Raw genomic sequence first — 16,441 nt, forward strand, 5'->3', positions numbered from 1 at the left:
TTGATGCCGAGGCGCTTGGCGGTGCCCGCGTTGATGATCACGCCGGTGTGGCCGCGCACGTTCTGCGCGACTTCGCGCATCAGCGCGATCGAGACGTTGCCGCCGGTGTGGTACTGCATGCTCTTGGTCGCGAGCAGCCACAGCGGGAAGTCGTCCGGGTTGGCGCCGGCATTTTTGAGCTGCTCGGTCCAGCGCCCGGGCACGTCGTGCCACTCGGGCAGCGCCGTGTATTCGGAGAGCTGCGCGTCCCACCAGTGCATCTTCTGTTCGTGCAGCCGGTTGCCCAGTTCCCGGCCGATCCGCAGCAACCGCTCCTGGTACGGCATCTCGTAGCGGAGATTGTGCTTCTCCATCGTCGGCGTGAGGTACCAGTCGAACTTCGACATCGGCACGGTGTAGAAGCCGTGCTCCTTGAACCATTCGAGGTCGTGCGTCTCGGCCCCGTGCGACAGGCTCGCGGAAGACGCCTTGCAGATCGCGTCCCAGATCGCCTCGACGCCATGTTCCCGGCTTGGGTCGAGGGTATGGTCGTACTGCTCGCCTTTCAACGGCGCCCCGCCCCCGGCGCCGCGGTTGAGCGCCGTGTTGTAGCCTTCGAGCAGCCCGGTGCGCTTGGCCAGTTCCGTGCTGATCCACGTGAAGTCGCGCGCCTCGCCCTGCGGCGCGACCGCGGGCTGGCGCAGCACGACGCCGCGGTGCTCCCAGAACTGCTCGACGAACTTCGTGCCGCCGACCTTGATCATCTGCAGCGACTCGAGGTCGGTCGCCTCGGGCAGCAGCACGTCGGCCATCCAGTTGGTCTCGTCCACCGTGTAGGCAAAGCACACCGTGAAGGGAAACGTCGCGATCGTGTCGACCAGCGTCGGCGTGTCCCAGAACGAGATCGCCGGGTTCGAGCGATAGACGAACCATACGTCGGGCAGCGTCGGCACCGGCATCGACCAGTCGCTGGGCACTTCGCGCAGGTGCATCCACGCCAGTTGCGTCGGGCCCAGCGCCTGGCTCCAGGCGCTGTTGCCGACGATCGGCACGAGCGTGCGGTGCGCGTTACGCCCCGTCGGCGTCGACACCCAGTGTTCCTTGTCGGTCGGGTTGAAGTTCTGCGCCATGAAGCCGTCTTCGCCGGCCTTGACGCTGACGTGGCGATCATCGTGCGGGCGGTTCAGCCGCACCGTCGTGCCGAGCGTGCCGCCGGGGTTCTCGAGCGCGCCGACGAGGGTCGCCAAGAGCGTGCGCGCCCAGCAGCATTCGAACGCGCCCCAGCCGTTGTTGACCGACTTGCCGAGCGTCACCGCGACCGGGCGCAGCGGCAAGGTGTGGCCATCGATGTCGATCGTCGCGCCGATCGACGCGGCTTCGAGGTATTCGTTGGCGATGCGCCGGATCGTCGCCGCCGGCACGTCGCACACGCCTGCCGCCCATTCCGGGGTGTATTTCTTCATGTGCTCGACGAGCATCGTGTACGCGGTCTTGCCTTCGACCGTGCCCATTTCGCGACACACATCATCGGCGTCGACGCTCACGGCACCGGCCACGGGGAAGCATCCGGCCACCGCCGGCACTGCACCCGCCGTATCGAACGGCACGGCGCGCCCGCTCGCCTCGTCCCACAGCAGCGGTTTGCGTGTCGCCGCGTCGCGCAGGTACAGGCCATCGGGGCCGACGAGATACGGCGACGAGGTGCGATCACGCAGGAACGACACGTCGAGCTTATCCAGACCCTGTTCGCACACCAGCACGTGGATCAGTGCGAACATGAACGCCGGGTCGGTCTTCGGCCGGATCGGCACCCATTCGGCCGAACACGCGCCGGTCACCGACAGATGCGGCTCGACCTGCACGCGCTTGTAGCCGCGCACGCGCGCCCCGGCGTGGCGCGTCACCGCACAGGGGCCGCCGGAGGCTTCAACGTTCGAGCCGATCGAGATCACGTAGTCGGCGAGCGGCGTGTCGGCCGCGACCGTGAACGCGCGGTGCCAGAACTCGCCGTACAGGTGCTCCGAATGCACGCACTTGACGCCCTGGCCCGAACCGAAGCTGAAGTCGATCGGCCCCCACGCCGAAAGAAAGGCCGGGAACGTACCCATGTACATCGCCGGCGTGCCGCCGTGGCCGAAGCTCGCCGCGAGCCGCGGCAGGCCGGCTTCGTCCGTCACCCCTTTCGCGCGCGTCGCGGTGAGTTTCGCGGCGACCAGATCGAGCGCCTCGTCCCACGACACCGGCACGAAGCCGGGATCCTCGTTGCGCCCCTTCTTCGGGTTCGTGCGCTTCATCGGCTGCAGCACGCGGTGCGGATTGTAGGTCTTTTGCACCAGCCCGTAGGCTTTCACGCACACCCGCCCGCGCGCCGGATGCACGTCCTCGGCGGCGAAGTTCGGCTCGATCTCGGTCGCCACGCCGTCGACGACTTTCACCGTCATGAAGTCCGGGCCGGCGACGCAGTTGTAGCAGTAGCTCGCGACCTTGGCGACCGACTGCGGCTTGGGGGCAAGCGTCATGGTGTTCCTCACCTCAATGAATGCGTTGCGGGTGCGAATACACGCTGTGGCGCGCGCCGCGTGCAAACCCGATCAATGTGACCCCGGCCGCTTCGGCCAGGCGCACCGCCATGCCGGTCGGCGCCGACACCGCGGCGACGACCGCGATGCCCACCGCGGCGGCCTTTTGCACGATCTCGTAGCTCGCGCGGCTCGTCATCAGCACGAAGCCCTCGTCAAAGGCGTCCCCGTGCGCGGCGACCGCGCCGATCAGCTTGTCGAGCGCGTTGTGCCGGCCGACGTCCTCGCGCACGAGCGCGACCGCGCCGTCCAGGCCGCACCATGCGGCCGCGTGCACTGCGCCGGTCAGGTGGAACAGGTGCTGCCGTGCGTGCAGTTCTGCCTGCGCGCGGGACAAGGCGCCGGTGTGCAGCACGCCGCGGCTTGCGTTAACCGTTCCCACGGGGCGAGCAACGATCTGGTTCAGGCTCTCGATGCCGCACAGCCCGCAGCCGGTGCGCCCGGCCATCGCGCGGCGGCGCTGGCGCAGCCCGGCGAACCGCTCGCCGGCGATGCGCATCTGCACTTCACAGCCTTGGGGATGTTCGACGACTTCGATGTCATAGAGCTCGCACGCATCGGTGATGATGCCTTCGCTGAGGCTGAAACCGAGCGCGAAGTCTTCGAGGTCCTGGGGTGTGGTCATCATCACGGCGTGGGAAAAGCCGTTGTAGACGAGCGCGACAGGGACTTCTTCGGCAACCATGTCTTCTTCGCAGATCGCGCCGCCATCGACCCAACGCTCGACGTCGTATTGGCCATGAGCCACTGCCATGAAATCAGGACTGCGTCGCATCGTCCACCTCATCAACCGCTATCGCCAGGCCCTCGGACATCCGTCGGACCAACCACCGCTTCTGAAAGTCACGATACGAATCGTGCTCAACTTAGTCAATAGTTTTGTATCACGTTAGCAGCAATTGTCGAGGATGGTTGACCTAGATCAAACAGAGCCGGAGGGCGAAGCTCGGGCGGCGCTGATGCGCGGCGCGCGAACCCTCCGCGCCGGTTTCTGGAATGTGCATCCAGGCGCTAGAATCGATCCGCATCAAAGGCGCCGCGAGCCCCCACCCTACGGAAGACGTCATCAAAACAATGAAGAGCCGATTCATCGCGCAGTGGATCAACGACTACCTGGCCGAGCGCCGCGTACGCGCGAACTCCCTGATCATCACCATCTACGGAGACTTCATCGCCCCGCACGGCGGGACGGTGTGGCTCGGCAGTTTCATACGGCTGGTCGAGCCTCTCGGCCTGAACGAGAGGATGGTCCGCACCAGCGTCTATCGCCTGTCGCAGGACAAGTGGCTGGTTTCCGAGCAGATCGGGCGCAACAGCTATTACAGCCTCACCGCCTCCGGGCGGCGGCGGTTCGAACATGCCTACCGCCGGATCTACGACGCGCGGCAGCTACCGTGGAATGGCGAATGGCAGATCGTGATCCTGCCCTCGACGCTGGCCGCACCGCAGCGGGACGCGCTGCGCAAGGAACTGTCGTGGGCGGGCTACGGCACGATCGCTCCGGGCGTGCTTGCGCACCCATCGGCGGATACCGAAACCCTGCTGGAAATCCTGCAGGAGACCGGCACCCACGACAAGGTCGTGCCGATGACCGCCAACAATCTGGGCGCGCTGTCGAACCGCCCGCTGCAGGATCTGGCGCGCGAATGCTGGAACCTGGAGGCAATCGGGGCAACCTACCGCGAGTTCGCAGACCGGCTGCGCCCGGTGCTGCGGGCGCTGCGCACCGCTCGCGACCTGGATCCGGAACAATGCTTCCTCGTGCAGACCCTGACGATGCACGATTTTCGTCGCGCCCTGCTGCACGATCCGCTCCTCCCCGATCAACTGATGCCTGTCGACTGGAGCGGCTCGGTGGCCCGCGAAGTGTGCCGCGACATCTATCGCATCACGTACCGCCTCGCCCAGCAGCACCTGATGGCGACGTGCAGGACGCCGAATGGCCCGCTGCCGCCCGCCGCGCCGTATTTCTACGAACGTTTCGGCGGCCTCGAAGACACTACGCACCGGGAAGCGGCGGAGCAGCGGTAGCGCAGAAACCCGCCTTTGCTGACTGCTGGCCTGGAAACCGTTCCTGATCAATCAATCCACAACGCGTTCTTGATACACAAAAAGCGCTTTCGCGCTTTTTGTTTGTATCCCGTCACGCTCTTCTGTCCGCAGTTGCACTGCAATGGCCGGGTAGGCCGGGAAGAGACGCTACGCAGCGACCAGCGGCACGATGGCATCGACCGGACAGACGTCGATGCATTGCGGCGAGTCGAAGTAGCCGACACATTCCGTGCATTTGCCGGCATCGATCACGAAGATATCGTCTCCGGTGGCGATTGCCTCGTTCGGACACTCCGGAACGCACACGTCGCAACTGATGCAGTCGTCGTTGATCATCAAGGCCATTGCCGCTTTCTCCTGTTTTGTACGCTTGGGGGTCCATGGTGATTCGGCCCGGGTTCGCCGGAGGGGTGCATCGGCTGGACGCACTCGCCCGGCTATCGCCAGCATTCCGATGGCCGAACGGTAACACCCGCATTGCTCCAAGTCAAATTGTTTGACGTCTAACAATATAACCGCAGTTCAACGCGACGCCGATCTACGGTAGCATTCGAGCCTGGAACCCAAGTAGCGTCTGTGACGCCAAGCCCGGAATGGACATGACAAGAAAGAAGACATCCGCAGACAAAGGCCTCGATTTCGGCATTCTGCCCAGCCTGGCCGGCTATCAGCTGCGACTTGCGCAGATCGCGATCTTTCGCGATTTCGCCGCTGCGCTTGGCGAGTTCGACGTCACGCCCGGACTGTTCGGCGTCATCGTCATCATCGACGCGAACCCCGGCCTGAAGCAGAGCGAGCTTGCCCGCGCAGCGCACCTCGACCGCTCGACGGTGGTTTCGGTGATCGACAATCTCGAACGCCGCGGCCTCGTCGAACGACGGCCGGCCGACAACGACCGTCGCTCGAACGCGCTGGTGCTCACCCCGGACGGAGTCGCACTGCTGAAAAAGCTCAAGCGACGCGTCGGCGAACACGAGAAACGGCTGGTCGAGCACCTGTCCGAAGAGGAGCGCGCCACGCTGGTGACGCTGCTGCAGAAGATCTTCCCGGAACAGCGTTAACCCCACGCGCCGCCCCACGGGCGCAACGAATTCAGCCCCCGCACTGCCCATCGGGGCGCAGCGCGGGGACCGGGCCGCATCAGAACGGGAACTGCCGCTGCCCCAGTTGCACGGTGATCCACTTGAGCTCGGTCATCTCGTCCATCGAGTGATGCCCGCCCTCGCGGCCGAAGCCGCTGTCCTTGACGCCGCCGAACGGCACGTGCGGTTCGTCCATGATCGAAGAGTCGTTGATGTGCACCATCCCCGCCTCGAGCCGCAGCGACAGGTCGAACGCTTTTTGCAGGTCATTCGTGATCAGGCCCGACGAGAGCCCGTAGCACGAGTCGTTCGCGAGCGCGAGCGCCGCCTCGCTGTCCGCGGCGCGGATCACCGACACCACCGGGCCGAAGCTCTCTTCGCTGAACACCAGCATGTCTGGCGTCACGCCGGCGAGGATCGTCGGCTGGTAGAAAGCACCGTCGCTTTTTCCTCCGGTGAGCAGCTTCGCACCTTTCGCGACCGCGTCGACGACGTGAGCGTCGAGCACGCGGCACTGCTTGCGGTCGATCAGCGGGCCGATCACGGTCTGCGGGTCGTGCGGGTCGCCGACCTGAAAGCCCTTGATCTTGGTGGTCAGCTTGTCGCAGAACGTGTCGAAGATCGGCGCCTCGACGATCAGGCGCGAGTTCGCCATGCACACCTGGCCCTGGTGCAGGAAGATGCCGAACGCGGCGGCATTGACCGCGTAATCGACGTCGGCGTCCTTGAGCACGATCAGCGGACTCTTGCCGCCGAGTTCCAGCGTGATGCGCTTGAAGTGCTTGCCGGCCTCGGTCGACAGCTCCCGCCCCACTTCAGTCGAGCCGGTAAAGGTGATCATGCGGATGCGCGGGTCGGCGACGAAAGTGTTGCCGAGCACTGAACCTTGCACCGGCACGACGTTCAGCACGCCTTTCGGCAGGCCGGCGGCCGCGAAGATTTCGGCGATCTTGAGCCCCGTGACCGGCGTGTAGGTTGCAGGCTTCAGGATGAAAGTGTTGCCGGCGGCGAGCGCGAGCGCGACTTTCTTCGTCGCGAGGAGAAACGGGAAGTTGAACGGCGCGATGCCGGCGATCACCCCCAGCGGCCGGCGCACGCTCATCGAGAACACGCCGGGACTGTCGGACGGCATCGTCTCGCCGGTGATGCGTCGGCATTCTCCCGCGGCGCTGCGCAGCAGGTTCACGACGAACGAGGCCTCGAACATCGCCTTGCCGAAGGTCGAACCCGCTTCGTCGATCAGCACCTCGGCGACTTCCGGGATGCGCTTTTCGAGCACGTCGGCAGCACGCAGCAGAATCGCCTCGCGCTCGTTCGCGAGCGTGCCGCCCCAGCTTTCACGCGCGCGGTACGCCGCGGCGATCGCGCGCTCCAGATCCTCTGCGGAAGCCTGGTGCACGCGCCCGAACACTTCTCCCGTCGCCGGATTGAGGTCGTCGAGGATCGTGCCCGACGACGACTCCGCCCATTCGCCATCAATGAAGAGCTTGTATTCCTTCATGAGTGACCTCCTCACAGACTGATGCCGCACCGGCCCGGCGCGATGATGTTGTTCGGATCGAGCGCCTTCTTCAGGCGCTTCTCGATGTCGCGCTTGACCGGCCCGTAAGTCGCCGCGACCTTCTCGGCGAACGCGGTGCTCGCGCGGTACATGCCGTAGCCTTCCTTCGCGAAGGTGTGCAGCAGCTCGTCGTAGCACGCGTACGCGTTCTTCTGCTGCGTCTCGTCCGAACGGTCGTAGAGGAGGTCGATGACGTGATGCATGTCGCGCCAGCCGACGATGAATTCACCGACGTAGTCGAAGCCGTACTTGCCGAGGATCTCCTTCGCCATCTTCATCTGCTTGAGCGTCTCGGAGCCTTTCGCCTGCGACACCGGCGCGAACCAGATCGAGCCGCCGCCGCCGCGCCAGTTGTAGAGCCCGAACTCGCCAAGGTTGGGCTTGCCCTTCATCAGGTCGAAGCGGTATTCGAGCGCCTTGCTGCCGCGCGAAGCTTCCTCGGTGATGATCTTGCCGCCGGTGGCGGCCGCGACCGCCTCGATGATCTTCCAGTTCGCGTCGTTGGTTTCCTTGGTGCCGTAGAGGCCCGCGTACACGTTCCACGCGCCGATGTTGTGATCGGCCTGGATCTTCAGCACCGCGTCGTCGGAAATCGCGCCCGGCCCGGTAACGTAGTCGGTGCGCTTGACCGGGGTGCACGGCGCCTCCCACAGCGTATGGGCGATCACCACCGCGTTCGGAATCACCATCGCGATACGCAGCGGGCGCAACGCATCGACGATCTTCGTGATGTCGGTTTCGTTCGGATACTGGATGCAGAACGGGCGGAAGTCGGGCGGCGCCGGCATCAGCCACATCCCCATCTTCGTGACGATGCCGTAGTTCGACTGCGTGAAGATGCCGTCGAGCGTCGGTCCGTAGCCCCACTTGAACACCTGCCAGGTGTTGGAATTTTCCATCGCGCCCATGCCGGTGCGCAGTACGTCCCCGTTCGCGAGCACCACTTCCATGCCGCACGAGAACATGAAATGTTCGCCATACGGCGTGTAGCCGACGCCGCGATCGACCATGTTGCCGACCGGGCCGGCAATCGCCGACGGCGCGGGGCACGAGAACCACAGCGGCAGGTTGTGTTCCTGCAGGTAGTCGTAGAGCTGCTGGTAGGTCACGCCAGGTTCAACGAGCGCGGTGCACAACTCCGCATCGACCTCGATGATGCGGTTCATGCGCTTCAGATCCATGACGATCTGGCCGCGCTCGACGGGTGCGGCCGAACCGTAGCCGATGTTCTTGCCGGTCGAGATCGGATAGACCGGCACGCGGTACTTGTTCGCAACCTTCATGATTTTCCGGATCTGCTCGACGCCGTCGGGCATGACCGCCGCGGATGGGGCGTGCTGCGCGTCGGGCACCGGAATCATGATCTTGCTGTACGGCGCGAGCGGCTCCTCATCGACGAGCACGTACTCGGCGCCGACGATGGCGCGGATCTCCCGCATCGCCTTGTCGAAATCGCCCACCGTCACGCCTTTCGGCAATGCCCTTTTGTTTGAACTCATGCTGCTGTCTCCCTGGATGTATGACGCCGTCCGATGCTCGAGGTGTTGATGACGAAGGATACGAGGCTCGCCGCGGAAGCGTCGTTCGCAAGTGCGAATCCGTCTTTGGCAACCGCTGTCGGGCTGCCCGAGCTGGCGCGTCCACGGCCGACCGCCTGCGCGTACAGGTGCCCGATGCGGTCTGCCGGCGACGCGACGCCATCCGACCAGACGAGGTTCGATTCGAGGCCGGCAACGGTGCAGCAGTTACGGACATCTCGTGCTGACACCCTGTGGTGCGTCTGAATCACGCACGCCGCCCCGCGCGAAGCCGCGAGTTGCTGGACGATCACCGCGGAGGCATCGTCCATGACCCCGATCAGGTGCCCGTTCCGCGCGCCGTCGAGGATTGCCATGACGCTCGCGAAGCGACCAAGCTCGTCGCCGTGCGGCGCAAGCCGGGCAACGCGCATGCCTGCCGCATCCAGGCTGCCGCCGATCCGCCCGGCGAGCGCCGCCGCAAAGGGCAGATCGACCTGGCGGACAATTGTCACCGCGGCCCCCGCAGCGACACCGGCAGGCGTCGCTGCCGCGAGCGCCCCGAGCGGCACTCCCACCAGCGCTCCGCCCCCCACCATTCCCTTGAGGAAATCACGTCGTTCCATCACGCGCCTACTCCTTTGCCTTTGCAAGCGGCGCACCGCCGCCGATCAACCGGGCGACATCGACAAGCGCCGCATCGTCGATCTCGCTCGGCCGAAAGCTCGGCATCGCCCGATTGCCATAGCGCACAACGCGCTCGACGTACGCCACCGGAAGCTGGCGACCCTTGAGCACCGGCCCGACGTTGGCCTCATGACAATGGCTGCAGACCTTCTCGTACCTGCGCCCCGTCCCGCCACTGTCCCGCCCCGGCCCCAGCGGATCCCAGCATCGCCCCGGCACCGACCACCCAACACGCCAACCTCTTGGCACGCATCCCGTTTTCCTCCCTGTTCATGGTCTTTGCGACATTCTCGAAAGGGGATTAAAGCAAAGGCCGTGCCGAAAGCTTCATAGCATGAAAGTTTTCGTGTTAACAGTTACTTATAGAACCGAGGAGAACACCGTCCGCAGCCGGTTGGGTGTCTGGAATCTGAACACATCGAGGTCACCCCTCGCTTCGGCCGCTCGCTTCGCGACGTCGCGCCGGCGCTTTCGTGGCAGTGTTGCAAATCGGGGCAGTGTCGGTTTTTGCGACAAAACAGCGCGAGTGAGAGTTACCGCCGACAGTGCGACGGCGAGAAATCGAGCCAACTCCGGGATGAGTAAGCCGTGGTGGCGCCTCCGATCGTAGACACAGCAGCCCACCATTACTCGATCATCCAATAGACATAAAAATGCTTTTGGTCTATCCTGTCGCCACGTAACCGAATATTTCCAGCAGTGGACCAACTGAAACACGCTTACGCGGCACGGCTTGAATCATTTTTACCAGCAGTCCGCGTACCGGCACTGAAGCCCTACATATAAACGATGGGCGCGTAATGCTCACGTTCACGTTAACGGGCTGAGATACGATGAAAGGAGCACCATGAGACACTTTATTTTTGGCGCTGTAGTAGCGACCATCTTAGCAGGGTGCGGAACCACCAATAACTATCTTTCCCAAAAAACCAAGACCGTCGAATACTACCGAATTTACGATATCAAGACCGCAGCCACCCGACAGAGTGTGGCAAAGGCAGCCAGTGACGGTATCGGACGAAATGTTGGCAATGCTCAGGAAGCCACGCCAATCCCAACTTCAGGAGAAATTCCTGAAAAGGCGGGTCGATTCAAGCTCGTCAATCCCCTTGAAGGTACAAGGTTGGCGGCGTTGGCGGGCGGGGCGGGTAGCTTGGGCTTTCGCATGGCCACATGCGAAGGGGCCACATGGACCGCTAAAGCCGAAAGGCGCGTTACAGGCAGCAACAATCTGAACCTCACTGCATGCCTCTTTCAATATAAGAATGGCTATCATCTTGACATGTATGCCGTCTTTGTCAAACATGAAGGTGGTCTAATTCAGGTCAGCAGAGACATGGCAAATGCGATAGTCGGTACACCCGAGGAATGGACAGAGAAGGTTTTTCTCGACATCGTGCGTTCAATCGGTGCTAACACCACTGCCGAAATTGCCCTGCTTGAAGCCCAACCGGAGATCTCAGGTACTCCGTGGCTCGACCCGCTGGACCACATACCGCAGCGCAAGTGATAGATCGGCAGACCGTCGGCCGTCTGCATCACGCTCAGCATAGGACTCGACGAGCTGGACGTAACGGCGGTCGGCGGAGGTGGGGAGCGCGCTCGCCGAAAAGGACGTTCGCGACCTCCTGCATGAAAATGCTAGCGTTGATCATTGCGCGCCAGGTAGGCTCCCAGCGCGTCGAGTTCGGCGTCGCTGATCTCGGTCTTGCGGAAGAACGGCATGACCGAGATTCCGTTCCGGACGAATGCCTTGACAATCTCCGGTGACAGATCGGTGCGCTGCTCCAGCGCTCCTGCGAGGGCGCCCTGATAGCGATGATCGAGCGCCTGGGTTCCCGGGTGTCCGGGACCGATTCCGTGGCACGAGACACACCATTCCTGGAATACGGCCAGGCCGCGCTCGGCCTCCGTCTGTCCGCCGGCCCATGCCTGTCCGGATGCCAGCGCCGTCACCAGGGCGGTACATACACCAAACAGCTTTTTCATCATGAATTCTCCCGGTATCGTTTGGGCCAGATGCCTCCGCGTCCTGGCGCCAGGATGCCGTGGGGGTCGATGGCATCCTTGAGCCGTTCCTGGAATTTCAGCAGGATGTTGTTGTTGAAGGAGTAAGTTGCTGCCACCGCATCCTGGAATATGGGCGGCGTGCGGTATTCGGACCAGCCGTTCTCGGCAGCCAGGGTGATGAGTTTGTTGAAGTCGTCAACGGACTTCCTGTTGCGCTCCTTGTCGGAACGGGAAACGAAAACAGGGAACAGGTAAAGGTAGGTACGGTACTGCCATGACATGGGCACATTGGTGACGCTGATGGGGGCCGACGTGATGTTCATTTCGCGCGCGGCCTTGGTGAATACCTTGTGCGCGTGGATGAATTCTTCACCGTTGCGGGGGACGATCGGTGAGAACCACGCATGGCCGTCCCCGGTCGGGTAGACCTGGGAGCGGGAAAAGGAGTGCTCAAAAACGTGCAGGCCGAAACGGATGAAATTTCTGGGACGCCACCCGATTTGCTGCAGATGTTGTTGCAGACTCAAGGGGACGGAAAATCGATTTCCCTGGAGGGAATAGAACGAACCCTGGTCGAGAATGCTGTCTCCATTTCAAATGGCAATTACTCCGCGGCGGCGAGACTGCTTGGCATCACCCGGTCGCAACTGGCGTATCGGTGCGAAAAATACAAACTCGAAGGCGAGGCCTGATGGCCGGCCGGCCGGACTGCATGGGTCAGTACTGGTTTTTCGATGCTTGGAGTTGGCCGTCTGCACGCCCCTGCGCCGACTTTTGCACTGCATGACGAAGGGTCGTGCCATCTGCCCTGCATAGGGTTCGCCTCCCTGCAGGGCAGTCCGCAGCATTCAACCACCCGCCGCGGCCTTGGCGACAAAAACCGGAAGCGGCGAGTGGGTGAGCACTTTCTGGGTCTGGGACCCGAGCATCAAAGCCTTCAGTCCACGACGGCCGTGCGATGCCATATAGATCAGATCGCAGCCCTTTTCCTGCGCGACCTGAATAATCTGTACATACGCTTCCGAGCCGACGCGCACAACCGCGTCACAGACCAGCGCCGCGGCCTGGCCCGCTTCCAGGGCTTTCGACAGGATGTGCGAGGCTTCGCGTTTCATCTCGTTTTCAAACGTTTCGGGGGACAGCGTGCGCATCAGTGCACCCTCCTGCGTGGCGCCGTAATCCTCCGCCATCGTGAAGAAGGTTATCCGGGCGCCGAGGGCGCGGGCGAATTCCACTGCCTGCGCGAGCAGAGAGCCCGCCAGTTCCGATCCATCGAGTGGCACGAGTATGTGACGGTACATTCCATTTTTCCCCTTGTTTTCAGCCCAGCACAGGTTTTTTCGGCCGCAGCAGGAAATGCCCCAGCGCCGGCAGCAGGATGAGCGCGCCGAGCATGTTCCAGATGAACATGAACGCGAGGAGTATCCCCATGTCGGCCTGGAACTTGATCGGCGACCAGGCCCAGGTGGCGACAGCCAGGCCCAGCGTGATCCCGGTCAGCACCACCACCTTGCCGGTGAAGATCAGGGCCTTGTAGTACGACTCGGACAGGCTCATGCCTTCCTTGAGCCGCGCCAGGGTGACCGTCATCACGTACAGCGCGTAATCGACGCCGATCCCCACCCCGAGCGCGATCACCGGCAGGGTGGCGACCTTGACGCCGATGTTGAGCCACACCATCAGCGCCTCGCACAGCACCGAGGTGATCATCAGCGGCACCACCGCGCACACCACCGCGCGCCACGAGCGGAAGGTGATGAACGCGAGCACGATCACCGCCGCATAGACCAGGAACAGCATCTGCACGTTGGCCTTCTTCACCACGATGTTGGTCGCCGCCTCGATGCCCGCGTTGCCCGCCGCGTTGAGGAAGCGCACCTCCTCGGTGTCGTGGCGCGCGGCGAAGGCTTCGACCACGCCGACCACGCTGGCGAGCGTGTCGGCCTTGTGATCCTTGAGGTAGGCATAGACGGTGAGCAGGTCGCAGTTCTGGTTGAACATCTCGCGCGGGGCGCGCGTGATGATCGCGTTGAGCATGTCCTGCGAGCGCGGGATCTCGAACCACTTCAGGCTGCCCTCGTTCATGCCGGCATTCGACGCCTTCGCGAGGCCCGCCAGCGAGCTGGTCGCTTCCACCCCCGGCAGCTGCTGCAGCTCGCGCTCGAGCGCATCGACCGCCATCAGCGTGTCGTACTGGCCGCAGGCGTATTGCGGCGTGCGCACCATGACGATGTACACGTCGCTGCTCGCGGCATAGTTGGCCGTCATGAACGCGTTGTCGCGGTTGTAGCGCGAGTCCGGGCGCAGCTCGGGGGCGCCGGGGTCGGTGTCGCCGATCTTGAGCTGAAAGCTCACCGCAAGGCCCACCGCCCCCATCGCCAGCCCCGTCAGCACCGCGATGCGGGCCCATTTGCGCTGCGTGAACAGATCCAGGAAGGCCCAGAACGGATGCTTGCCGTGGTGGGCGCCGCCCGCCTCCATCAACTCGGCCTTCAAGCTGCGCTGGGCGGCGACCGGGCTCACCCCGGTGTAGGACAGCAGGATCGGCAGCAGCACGAGGTTGGTGAAGATCAGCACTGCGACCCCGATGCTGGCGGTGATCGCCAGATCCTGGATAACCTGGATATCGACAACCATCAGTACCGCGAAGCCGACCGCGTCGGCCAGGAGCGCCGTCAGCCCGGCAAGGAACAGGCGGCGAAAGGTGTAGCGTGCCGCCACCAGGCTATGCGTGCCACGCCCGATGTCCTGCATGATGCCGTTCATCTTCTGCGCGCCATGGCTCATGCCGATGGCGAAGACGAGAAAGGGCACCAGCACCGAGTACGGGTCGAGTTCGTAACCGAGCGTGGGCAGCAGGCCCAGCAGCCACACCACGGCCACCACCGAGCACCCCACCACCAGCAGCGTGCTGCGCAGGCAGCGGGTGTACCAGTACAGCACGCCGGTGCAGATGACGATCGCCCCGGCGAAGAACATCATCACCTGCTGCAGGCCCTCGATCAGGTCACCCACCACCTTGGCGAAACCGGTGACGTGGATCCTGATCTTCTGCGACTCGTACTTCGCGCGCAGCGTCTCGATGCGCTTTGACAGCGCGTGGTAATCGATGCGCTCCCCGGTGTCGGCGATCTTGTCCTGCAGCGGGACAAAAATGATGCTCGATGTATAGCTCGCAGCCACCAGCTGGCCGATCTCGCCGGAGCGCTCGACGTTGACGCGCACCTGCTCGAGGCTCTGCGGCGAGCCGTCGTAGTCGTCCGGGATGACCGGCCCGCCGTCGAGCCCTTCCTCGGTCACGCCGGTCCAGCGCACCGCGGGCGCCCACAGCGACTTCATGTAGGGCCGGTCGACGCCCGGCATCAGGAACAGCTCGTCGCTCATCTTGCGCACGGTATCGAGGTACTCCGCGTCGAAGATGTCCCCTTCCGTCGTCGCCACCGCGATGCGCAGGCTGTTGCCCATGCCCGCGAGCTGACTGCGGTTGTCGAGGAAGTTCACGATGTAAGGGTGGCTGGTCGGGATCATCTTGTCGAACGCGGCGTTCAACTTGAGTCCGAATGCCTGGTAGCCAAGCACCAGCGTGGCCAGAAAGCACAGGGTGACGATGATCAGGCGATTGTTGAACAGCACGCGCTCGGCAAGCGAACCGGAACGCGCATCGAAGTCGGCAAGATTGCCTATGACCGCTTCAGCGGGAAGTGAATAGGCCGACATTATCTACTTTCCCTGACAACGAGTCGGGCTGCGTCGACACGGTCGAGGCCGCGTGCGCCGGACATGACGAGTGCGCCGTCGTCGCTCTGCACCAGCGCGGTGACCGCGTTGGGGGCCTTGGCTTTGAGTGCGCTGAAACTGCGCCCCTGGTCGTCGCTGCGCAGCAGCCGCCCGCTCTCGTCCGCCAGCACGACGGCGCCGTCCTTGAGCCGCACGCCACTCGTGATCGTAATGTCCTGATCGATGGCGATCTGCGTCCAGGCCGCGCCCCCGTCCCCGCTGCGCCACACATTGCCCCTCAAGCCGTACGCCAGAACAGTGTCTTCAGCGAGCGAAAGGACGCCGAAGAACGTGCCGGGGTAAGGCGTCCTGACTTCGGCGAAGGAAAGCCCGGCGTCATCCGAATGAAACAGCGCGCCCTGTTCTCCTGATATGAGCAGTTTGGCACCGTCGGCACGAACCTGATAAAGATGTTTGCCGCGCGGATTCGGCAGGCGTGCCATGAAAGCCTGCCAGGACTGGCCGCCATCCTCGGTGGCAAGGGCGAGTCCGTAGGCGCCGACCACGTAGCCGCGACGTTCGTTGGTGAAACTCACGCTCAGCAGCGGCTTGTCCGGGCCGTCCTCGACCATCCCCTGGGCATCGCGCAGCAGCCGCCCGGCCCCTTCCCTGCCGCCGGTCGCTGCGAGGGCCTGGGCTTCTTCCAGCACCTGTTGCGCCGCCTGCCGGCCCTCCAGTTGGCGCACCCAGCTTTCACCGCCATCCCGGGAATGCAGCACGATGCCGCTATGGCCGACCGCCCAGCCCAGTTTGTCATTGACGAAGCAGACATCGGTCAGCGCCACGCTCGAAGGGACCGAACGGGCCTGCCGCCAGGTTTTACCGCCATCGTCCGAAAGGAGCACTGTTCCCCGGGGGCCCACCGAGACCAGCCGATCCCCGGCTCGTGTGACCGCCAGCTGGACAGCGCTGGTGGCGCGCACATCTATGCTTGCCGCCACCTCCATCAGATCCGGCACAGGCTGGCCGGCAGGCGCCGCCACCGCAAGCTGACCCATCACACTCAAAAGGGTGGCAGCCATCAGGGGCCGCACTGCAGTGTTGAAAACCATATTGCTTACTCTCACTCGCGCTTCGCCACGCCAGGACAGACCCTGTGGATCCGTGCTGAGGACGGAACGTCATTCAAAAGCGAAAAACCCGGGTTGAGAATCAAGGGCCTGCCTGCCTGTGGCCGGGCAGGCCCTTTAACGACTG

Annotated in this window: 16 protein-coding genes; 4 read left to right on the forward strand and 12 right to left on the reverse strand. The window is 63.7% G+C overall.

The features are described 5' to 3' along the window. Together GO606_RS04485 and fdhD are read right to left on the reverse strand one after the other, a co-directional pair. The coding region (locus GO606_RS04485; protein WP_246979360.1) for a molybdopterin-dependent oxidoreductase at positions 1-2,498 on the reverse strand (2,498 nt) is incomplete at its 3' end. A gap of 13 nt (positions 2,499-2,511) precedes the next feature. Beyond that, the gene (gene fdhD / locus GO606_RS04490) at positions 2,512-3,333 is read right to left on the reverse strand and encodes a formate dehydrogenase accessory sulfurtransferase FdhD (RefSeq protein WP_169120357.1); all 822 of its coding nucleotides are present in this window, start codon (positions 3,331-3,333) and stop codon (positions 2,512-2,514) included. A gap of 299 nt (positions 3,334-3,632) precedes the next feature. Here fdhD and paaX point away from each other — a divergent pair, with 299 nt between their 5' ends. Then, entirely contained in the window at positions 3,633-4,589 is a 957-nt protein-coding gene (gene paaX / locus GO606_RS04495) for a phenylacetic acid degradation operon negative regulatory protein PaaX (RefSeq protein ID WP_169120358.1), read from the forward strand. Positions 4,590-4,757: 168 nt separating this feature from the next. Here paaX and GO606_RS04500 read toward each other — a convergent pair whose 3' ends face one another. After that, the gene (locus GO606_RS04500) at positions 4,758-4,955 is read right to left on the reverse strand and encodes a YfhL family 4Fe-4S dicluster ferredoxin (RefSeq protein WP_169120359.1); all 198 of its coding nucleotides are present in this window, start codon (positions 4,953-4,955) and stop codon (positions 4,758-4,760) included. A gap of 254 nt (positions 4,956-5,209) precedes the next feature. Here GO606_RS04500 and GO606_RS04505 point away from each other — a divergent pair, with 254 nt between their 5' ends. Then, positions 5,210-5,671, forward strand: a complete 462-nt coding sequence (locus tag GO606_RS04505) for a MarR family winged helix-turn-helix transcriptional regulator (RefSeq protein ID WP_169120360.1) — start codon at positions 5,210-5,212, stop codon at positions 5,669-5,671. Positions 5,672-5,750: 79 nt separating this feature from the next. Here the strand turns inward: GO606_RS04505 and GO606_RS04510 are convergent, their stop codons facing one another. Genes GO606_RS04510 through GO606_RS04525 form a run of 4 tightly spaced genes read right to left on the reverse strand, consistent with a single transcriptional unit; the run spans position 5,751 to position 9,706 of the window. Continuing rightward, a complete protein-coding gene (locus tag GO606_RS04510; protein ID WP_169120361.1) occupies positions 5,751-7,193 on the reverse strand; it encodes an aldehyde dehydrogenase family protein in 1,443 nt (480 codons plus the stop codon). An 11-nt stretch (positions 7,194-7,204) separates the two neighbouring features. Then, complete coding sequence (locus tag GO606_RS04515; RefSeq protein ID WP_169120363.1) at positions 7,205-8,752, reverse strand: FAD-binding oxidoreductase; 1,548 nt, start codon at positions 8,750-8,752, stop codon at positions 7,205-7,207. After that, positions 8,749-9,396 carry a hypothetical protein gene (locus tag GO606_RS04520; RefSeq protein ID WP_211166819.1) on the reverse strand — a complete coding sequence of 216 codons (648 nt, stop codon included), beginning with the start codon at positions 9,394-9,396 and terminating at the stop codon, positions 8,749-8,751. The genes GO606_RS04515 and GO606_RS04520 overlap by 4 nt, the downstream gene beginning before the upstream one ends. 7 nt (positions 9,397-9,403) lie before the next feature. Further along, positions 9,404-9,706 carry a c-type cytochrome gene (locus tag GO606_RS04525; protein ID WP_246979361.1) on the reverse strand — a complete coding sequence of 101 codons (303 nt, stop codon included), beginning with the start codon at positions 9,704-9,706 and terminating at the stop codon, positions 9,404-9,406. A gap of 598 nt (positions 9,707-10,304) precedes the next feature. Here GO606_RS04525 and GO606_RS04530 point away from each other — a divergent pair. Then, positions 10,305-10,967, forward strand: a complete 663-nt coding sequence (locus GO606_RS04530; protein WP_169117187.1) for a hypothetical protein — start codon at positions 10,305-10,307, stop codon at positions 10,965-10,967. A gap of 131 nt (positions 10,968-11,098) precedes the next feature. Here GO606_RS04530 and GO606_RS04535 read toward each other — a convergent pair whose 3' ends face one another. Both GO606_RS04535 and GO606_RS04540 read right to left on the reverse strand, forming a co-directional pair. Beyond that, positions 11,099-11,449 carry a c-type cytochrome gene (locus GO606_RS04535; protein WP_246979362.1) on the reverse strand — a complete coding sequence of 117 codons (351 nt, stop codon included), beginning with the start codon at positions 11,447-11,449 and terminating at the stop codon, positions 11,099-11,101. After that, entirely contained in the window at positions 11,446-11,994 is a 549-nt protein-coding gene (locus GO606_RS04540; protein WP_246979364.1) for an FAD-linked oxidase C-terminal domain-containing protein, read from the reverse strand. The genes GO606_RS04535 and GO606_RS04540 overlap by 4 nt, the downstream gene beginning before the upstream one ends. Here GO606_RS04540 and GO606_RS04545 point away from each other — a divergent pair. Next, the gene (locus GO606_RS04545) at positions 11,977-12,159 is read left to right on the forward strand and encodes a helix-turn-helix domain-containing protein (protein ID WP_246979365.1); all 183 of its coding nucleotides are present in this window, start codon (positions 11,977-11,979) and stop codon (positions 12,157-12,159) included. The two genes, GO606_RS04540 and GO606_RS04545, sit on opposite strands and share 18 nt — an antisense overlap. 156 nt (positions 12,160-12,315) lie before the next feature. Here the strand turns inward: GO606_RS04545 and GO606_RS04550 are convergent, their stop codons facing one another. Genes GO606_RS04550 through GO606_RS04560 form a run of 3 tightly spaced genes read right to left on the reverse strand, consistent with a single transcriptional unit; the run spans position 12,316 to position 16,296 of the window. After that, the gene (locus tag GO606_RS04550; RefSeq protein ID WP_169117188.1) at positions 12,316-12,768 is read right to left on the reverse strand and encodes a universal stress protein; all 453 of its coding nucleotides are present in this window, start codon (positions 12,766-12,768) and stop codon (positions 12,316-12,318) included. Between the two features lie 19 nt (positions 12,769-12,787). Then, on the reverse strand, positions 12,788-15,184 hold the full coding sequence (locus GO606_RS04555) for an efflux RND transporter permease subunit (RefSeq protein ID WP_169117189.1): 2,397 nt from the start codon (positions 15,182-15,184) through the stop codon (positions 12,788-12,790). Further along, a complete protein-coding gene (locus GO606_RS04560; RefSeq protein ID WP_246979367.1) occupies positions 15,184-16,296 on the reverse strand; it encodes a WD40/YVTN/BNR-like repeat-containing protein in 1,113 nt (370 codons plus the stop codon). The genes GO606_RS04555 and GO606_RS04560 overlap by 1 nt, the downstream gene beginning before the upstream one ends. Positions 16,297-16,441: the final 145 nt, after the last annotated feature.

The sequence above is a fragment of the Aromatoleum anaerobium genome (assembly GCF_012910705.2).
Taxonomy (GTDB): domain Bacteria; phylum Pseudomonadota; class Gammaproteobacteria; order Burkholderiales; family Rhodocyclaceae; genus Aromatoleum; species Aromatoleum anaerobium.

What these genes read in the sequence shown, in the direction of transcription:
- fdhD (WP_169120357.1), bottom strand. Translation starts at nt 3,333, where the DNA reads ATGCGACGCAGTCCTGATTTCATGGCAGTGGCTCATGGCCAATACGAC.
- paaX (WP_169120358.1), top strand. Translation starts at nt 3,633, where the DNA reads ATGAAGAGCCGATTCATCGCGCAGTGGATCAACGACTACCTGGCCGAG.
- GO606_RS04500 (WP_169120359.1), bottom strand. Translation starts at nt 4,955, where the DNA reads ATGGCCTTGATGATCAACGACGACTGCATCAGTTGCGACGTGTGCGTT.
- GO606_RS04505 (WP_169120360.1), top strand. Translation starts at nt 5,210, where the DNA reads ATGACAAGAAAGAAGACATCCGCAGACAAAGGCCTCGATTTCGGCATT.
- GO606_RS04510 (WP_169120361.1), bottom strand. Translation starts at nt 7,193, where the DNA reads ATGAAGGAATACAAGCTCTTCATTGATGGCGAATGGGCGGAGTCGTCG.
- GO606_RS04515 (WP_169120363.1), bottom strand. Translation starts at nt 8,752, where the DNA reads ATGAGTTCAAACAAAAGGGCATTGCCGAAAGGCGTGACGGTGGGCGAT.
- GO606_RS04520 (WP_211166819.1), bottom strand. Translation starts at nt 9,396, where the DNA reads ATGGAACGACGTGATTTCCTCAAGGGAATGGTGGGGGGCGGAGCGCTG.
- GO606_RS04530 (WP_169117187.1), top strand. Translation starts at nt 10,305, where the DNA reads ATGAGACACTTTATTTTTGGCGCTGTAGTAGCGACCATCTTAGCAGGG.
- GO606_RS04535 (WP_246979362.1), bottom strand. Translation starts at nt 11,449, where the DNA reads ATGATGAAAAAGCTGTTTGGTGTATGTACCGCCCTGGTGACGGCGCTG.
- GO606_RS04545 (WP_246979365.1), top strand. Translation starts at nt 11,977, where the DNA reads ATGTTGTTGCAGACTCAAGGGGACGGAAAATCGATTTCCCTGGAGGGA.
- GO606_RS04550 (WP_169117188.1), bottom strand. Translation starts at nt 12,768, where the DNA reads ATGTACCGTCACATACTCGTGCCACTCGATGGATCGGAACTGGCGGGC.
- GO606_RS04555 (WP_169117189.1), bottom strand. Translation starts at nt 15,184, where the DNA reads ATGTCGGCCTATTCACTTCCCGCTGAAGCGGTCATAGGCAATCTTGCC.
- GO606_RS04560 (WP_246979367.1), bottom strand. Translation starts at nt 16,296, where the DNA reads ATGGTTTTCAACACTGCAGTGCGGCCCCTGATGGCTGCCACCCTTTTG.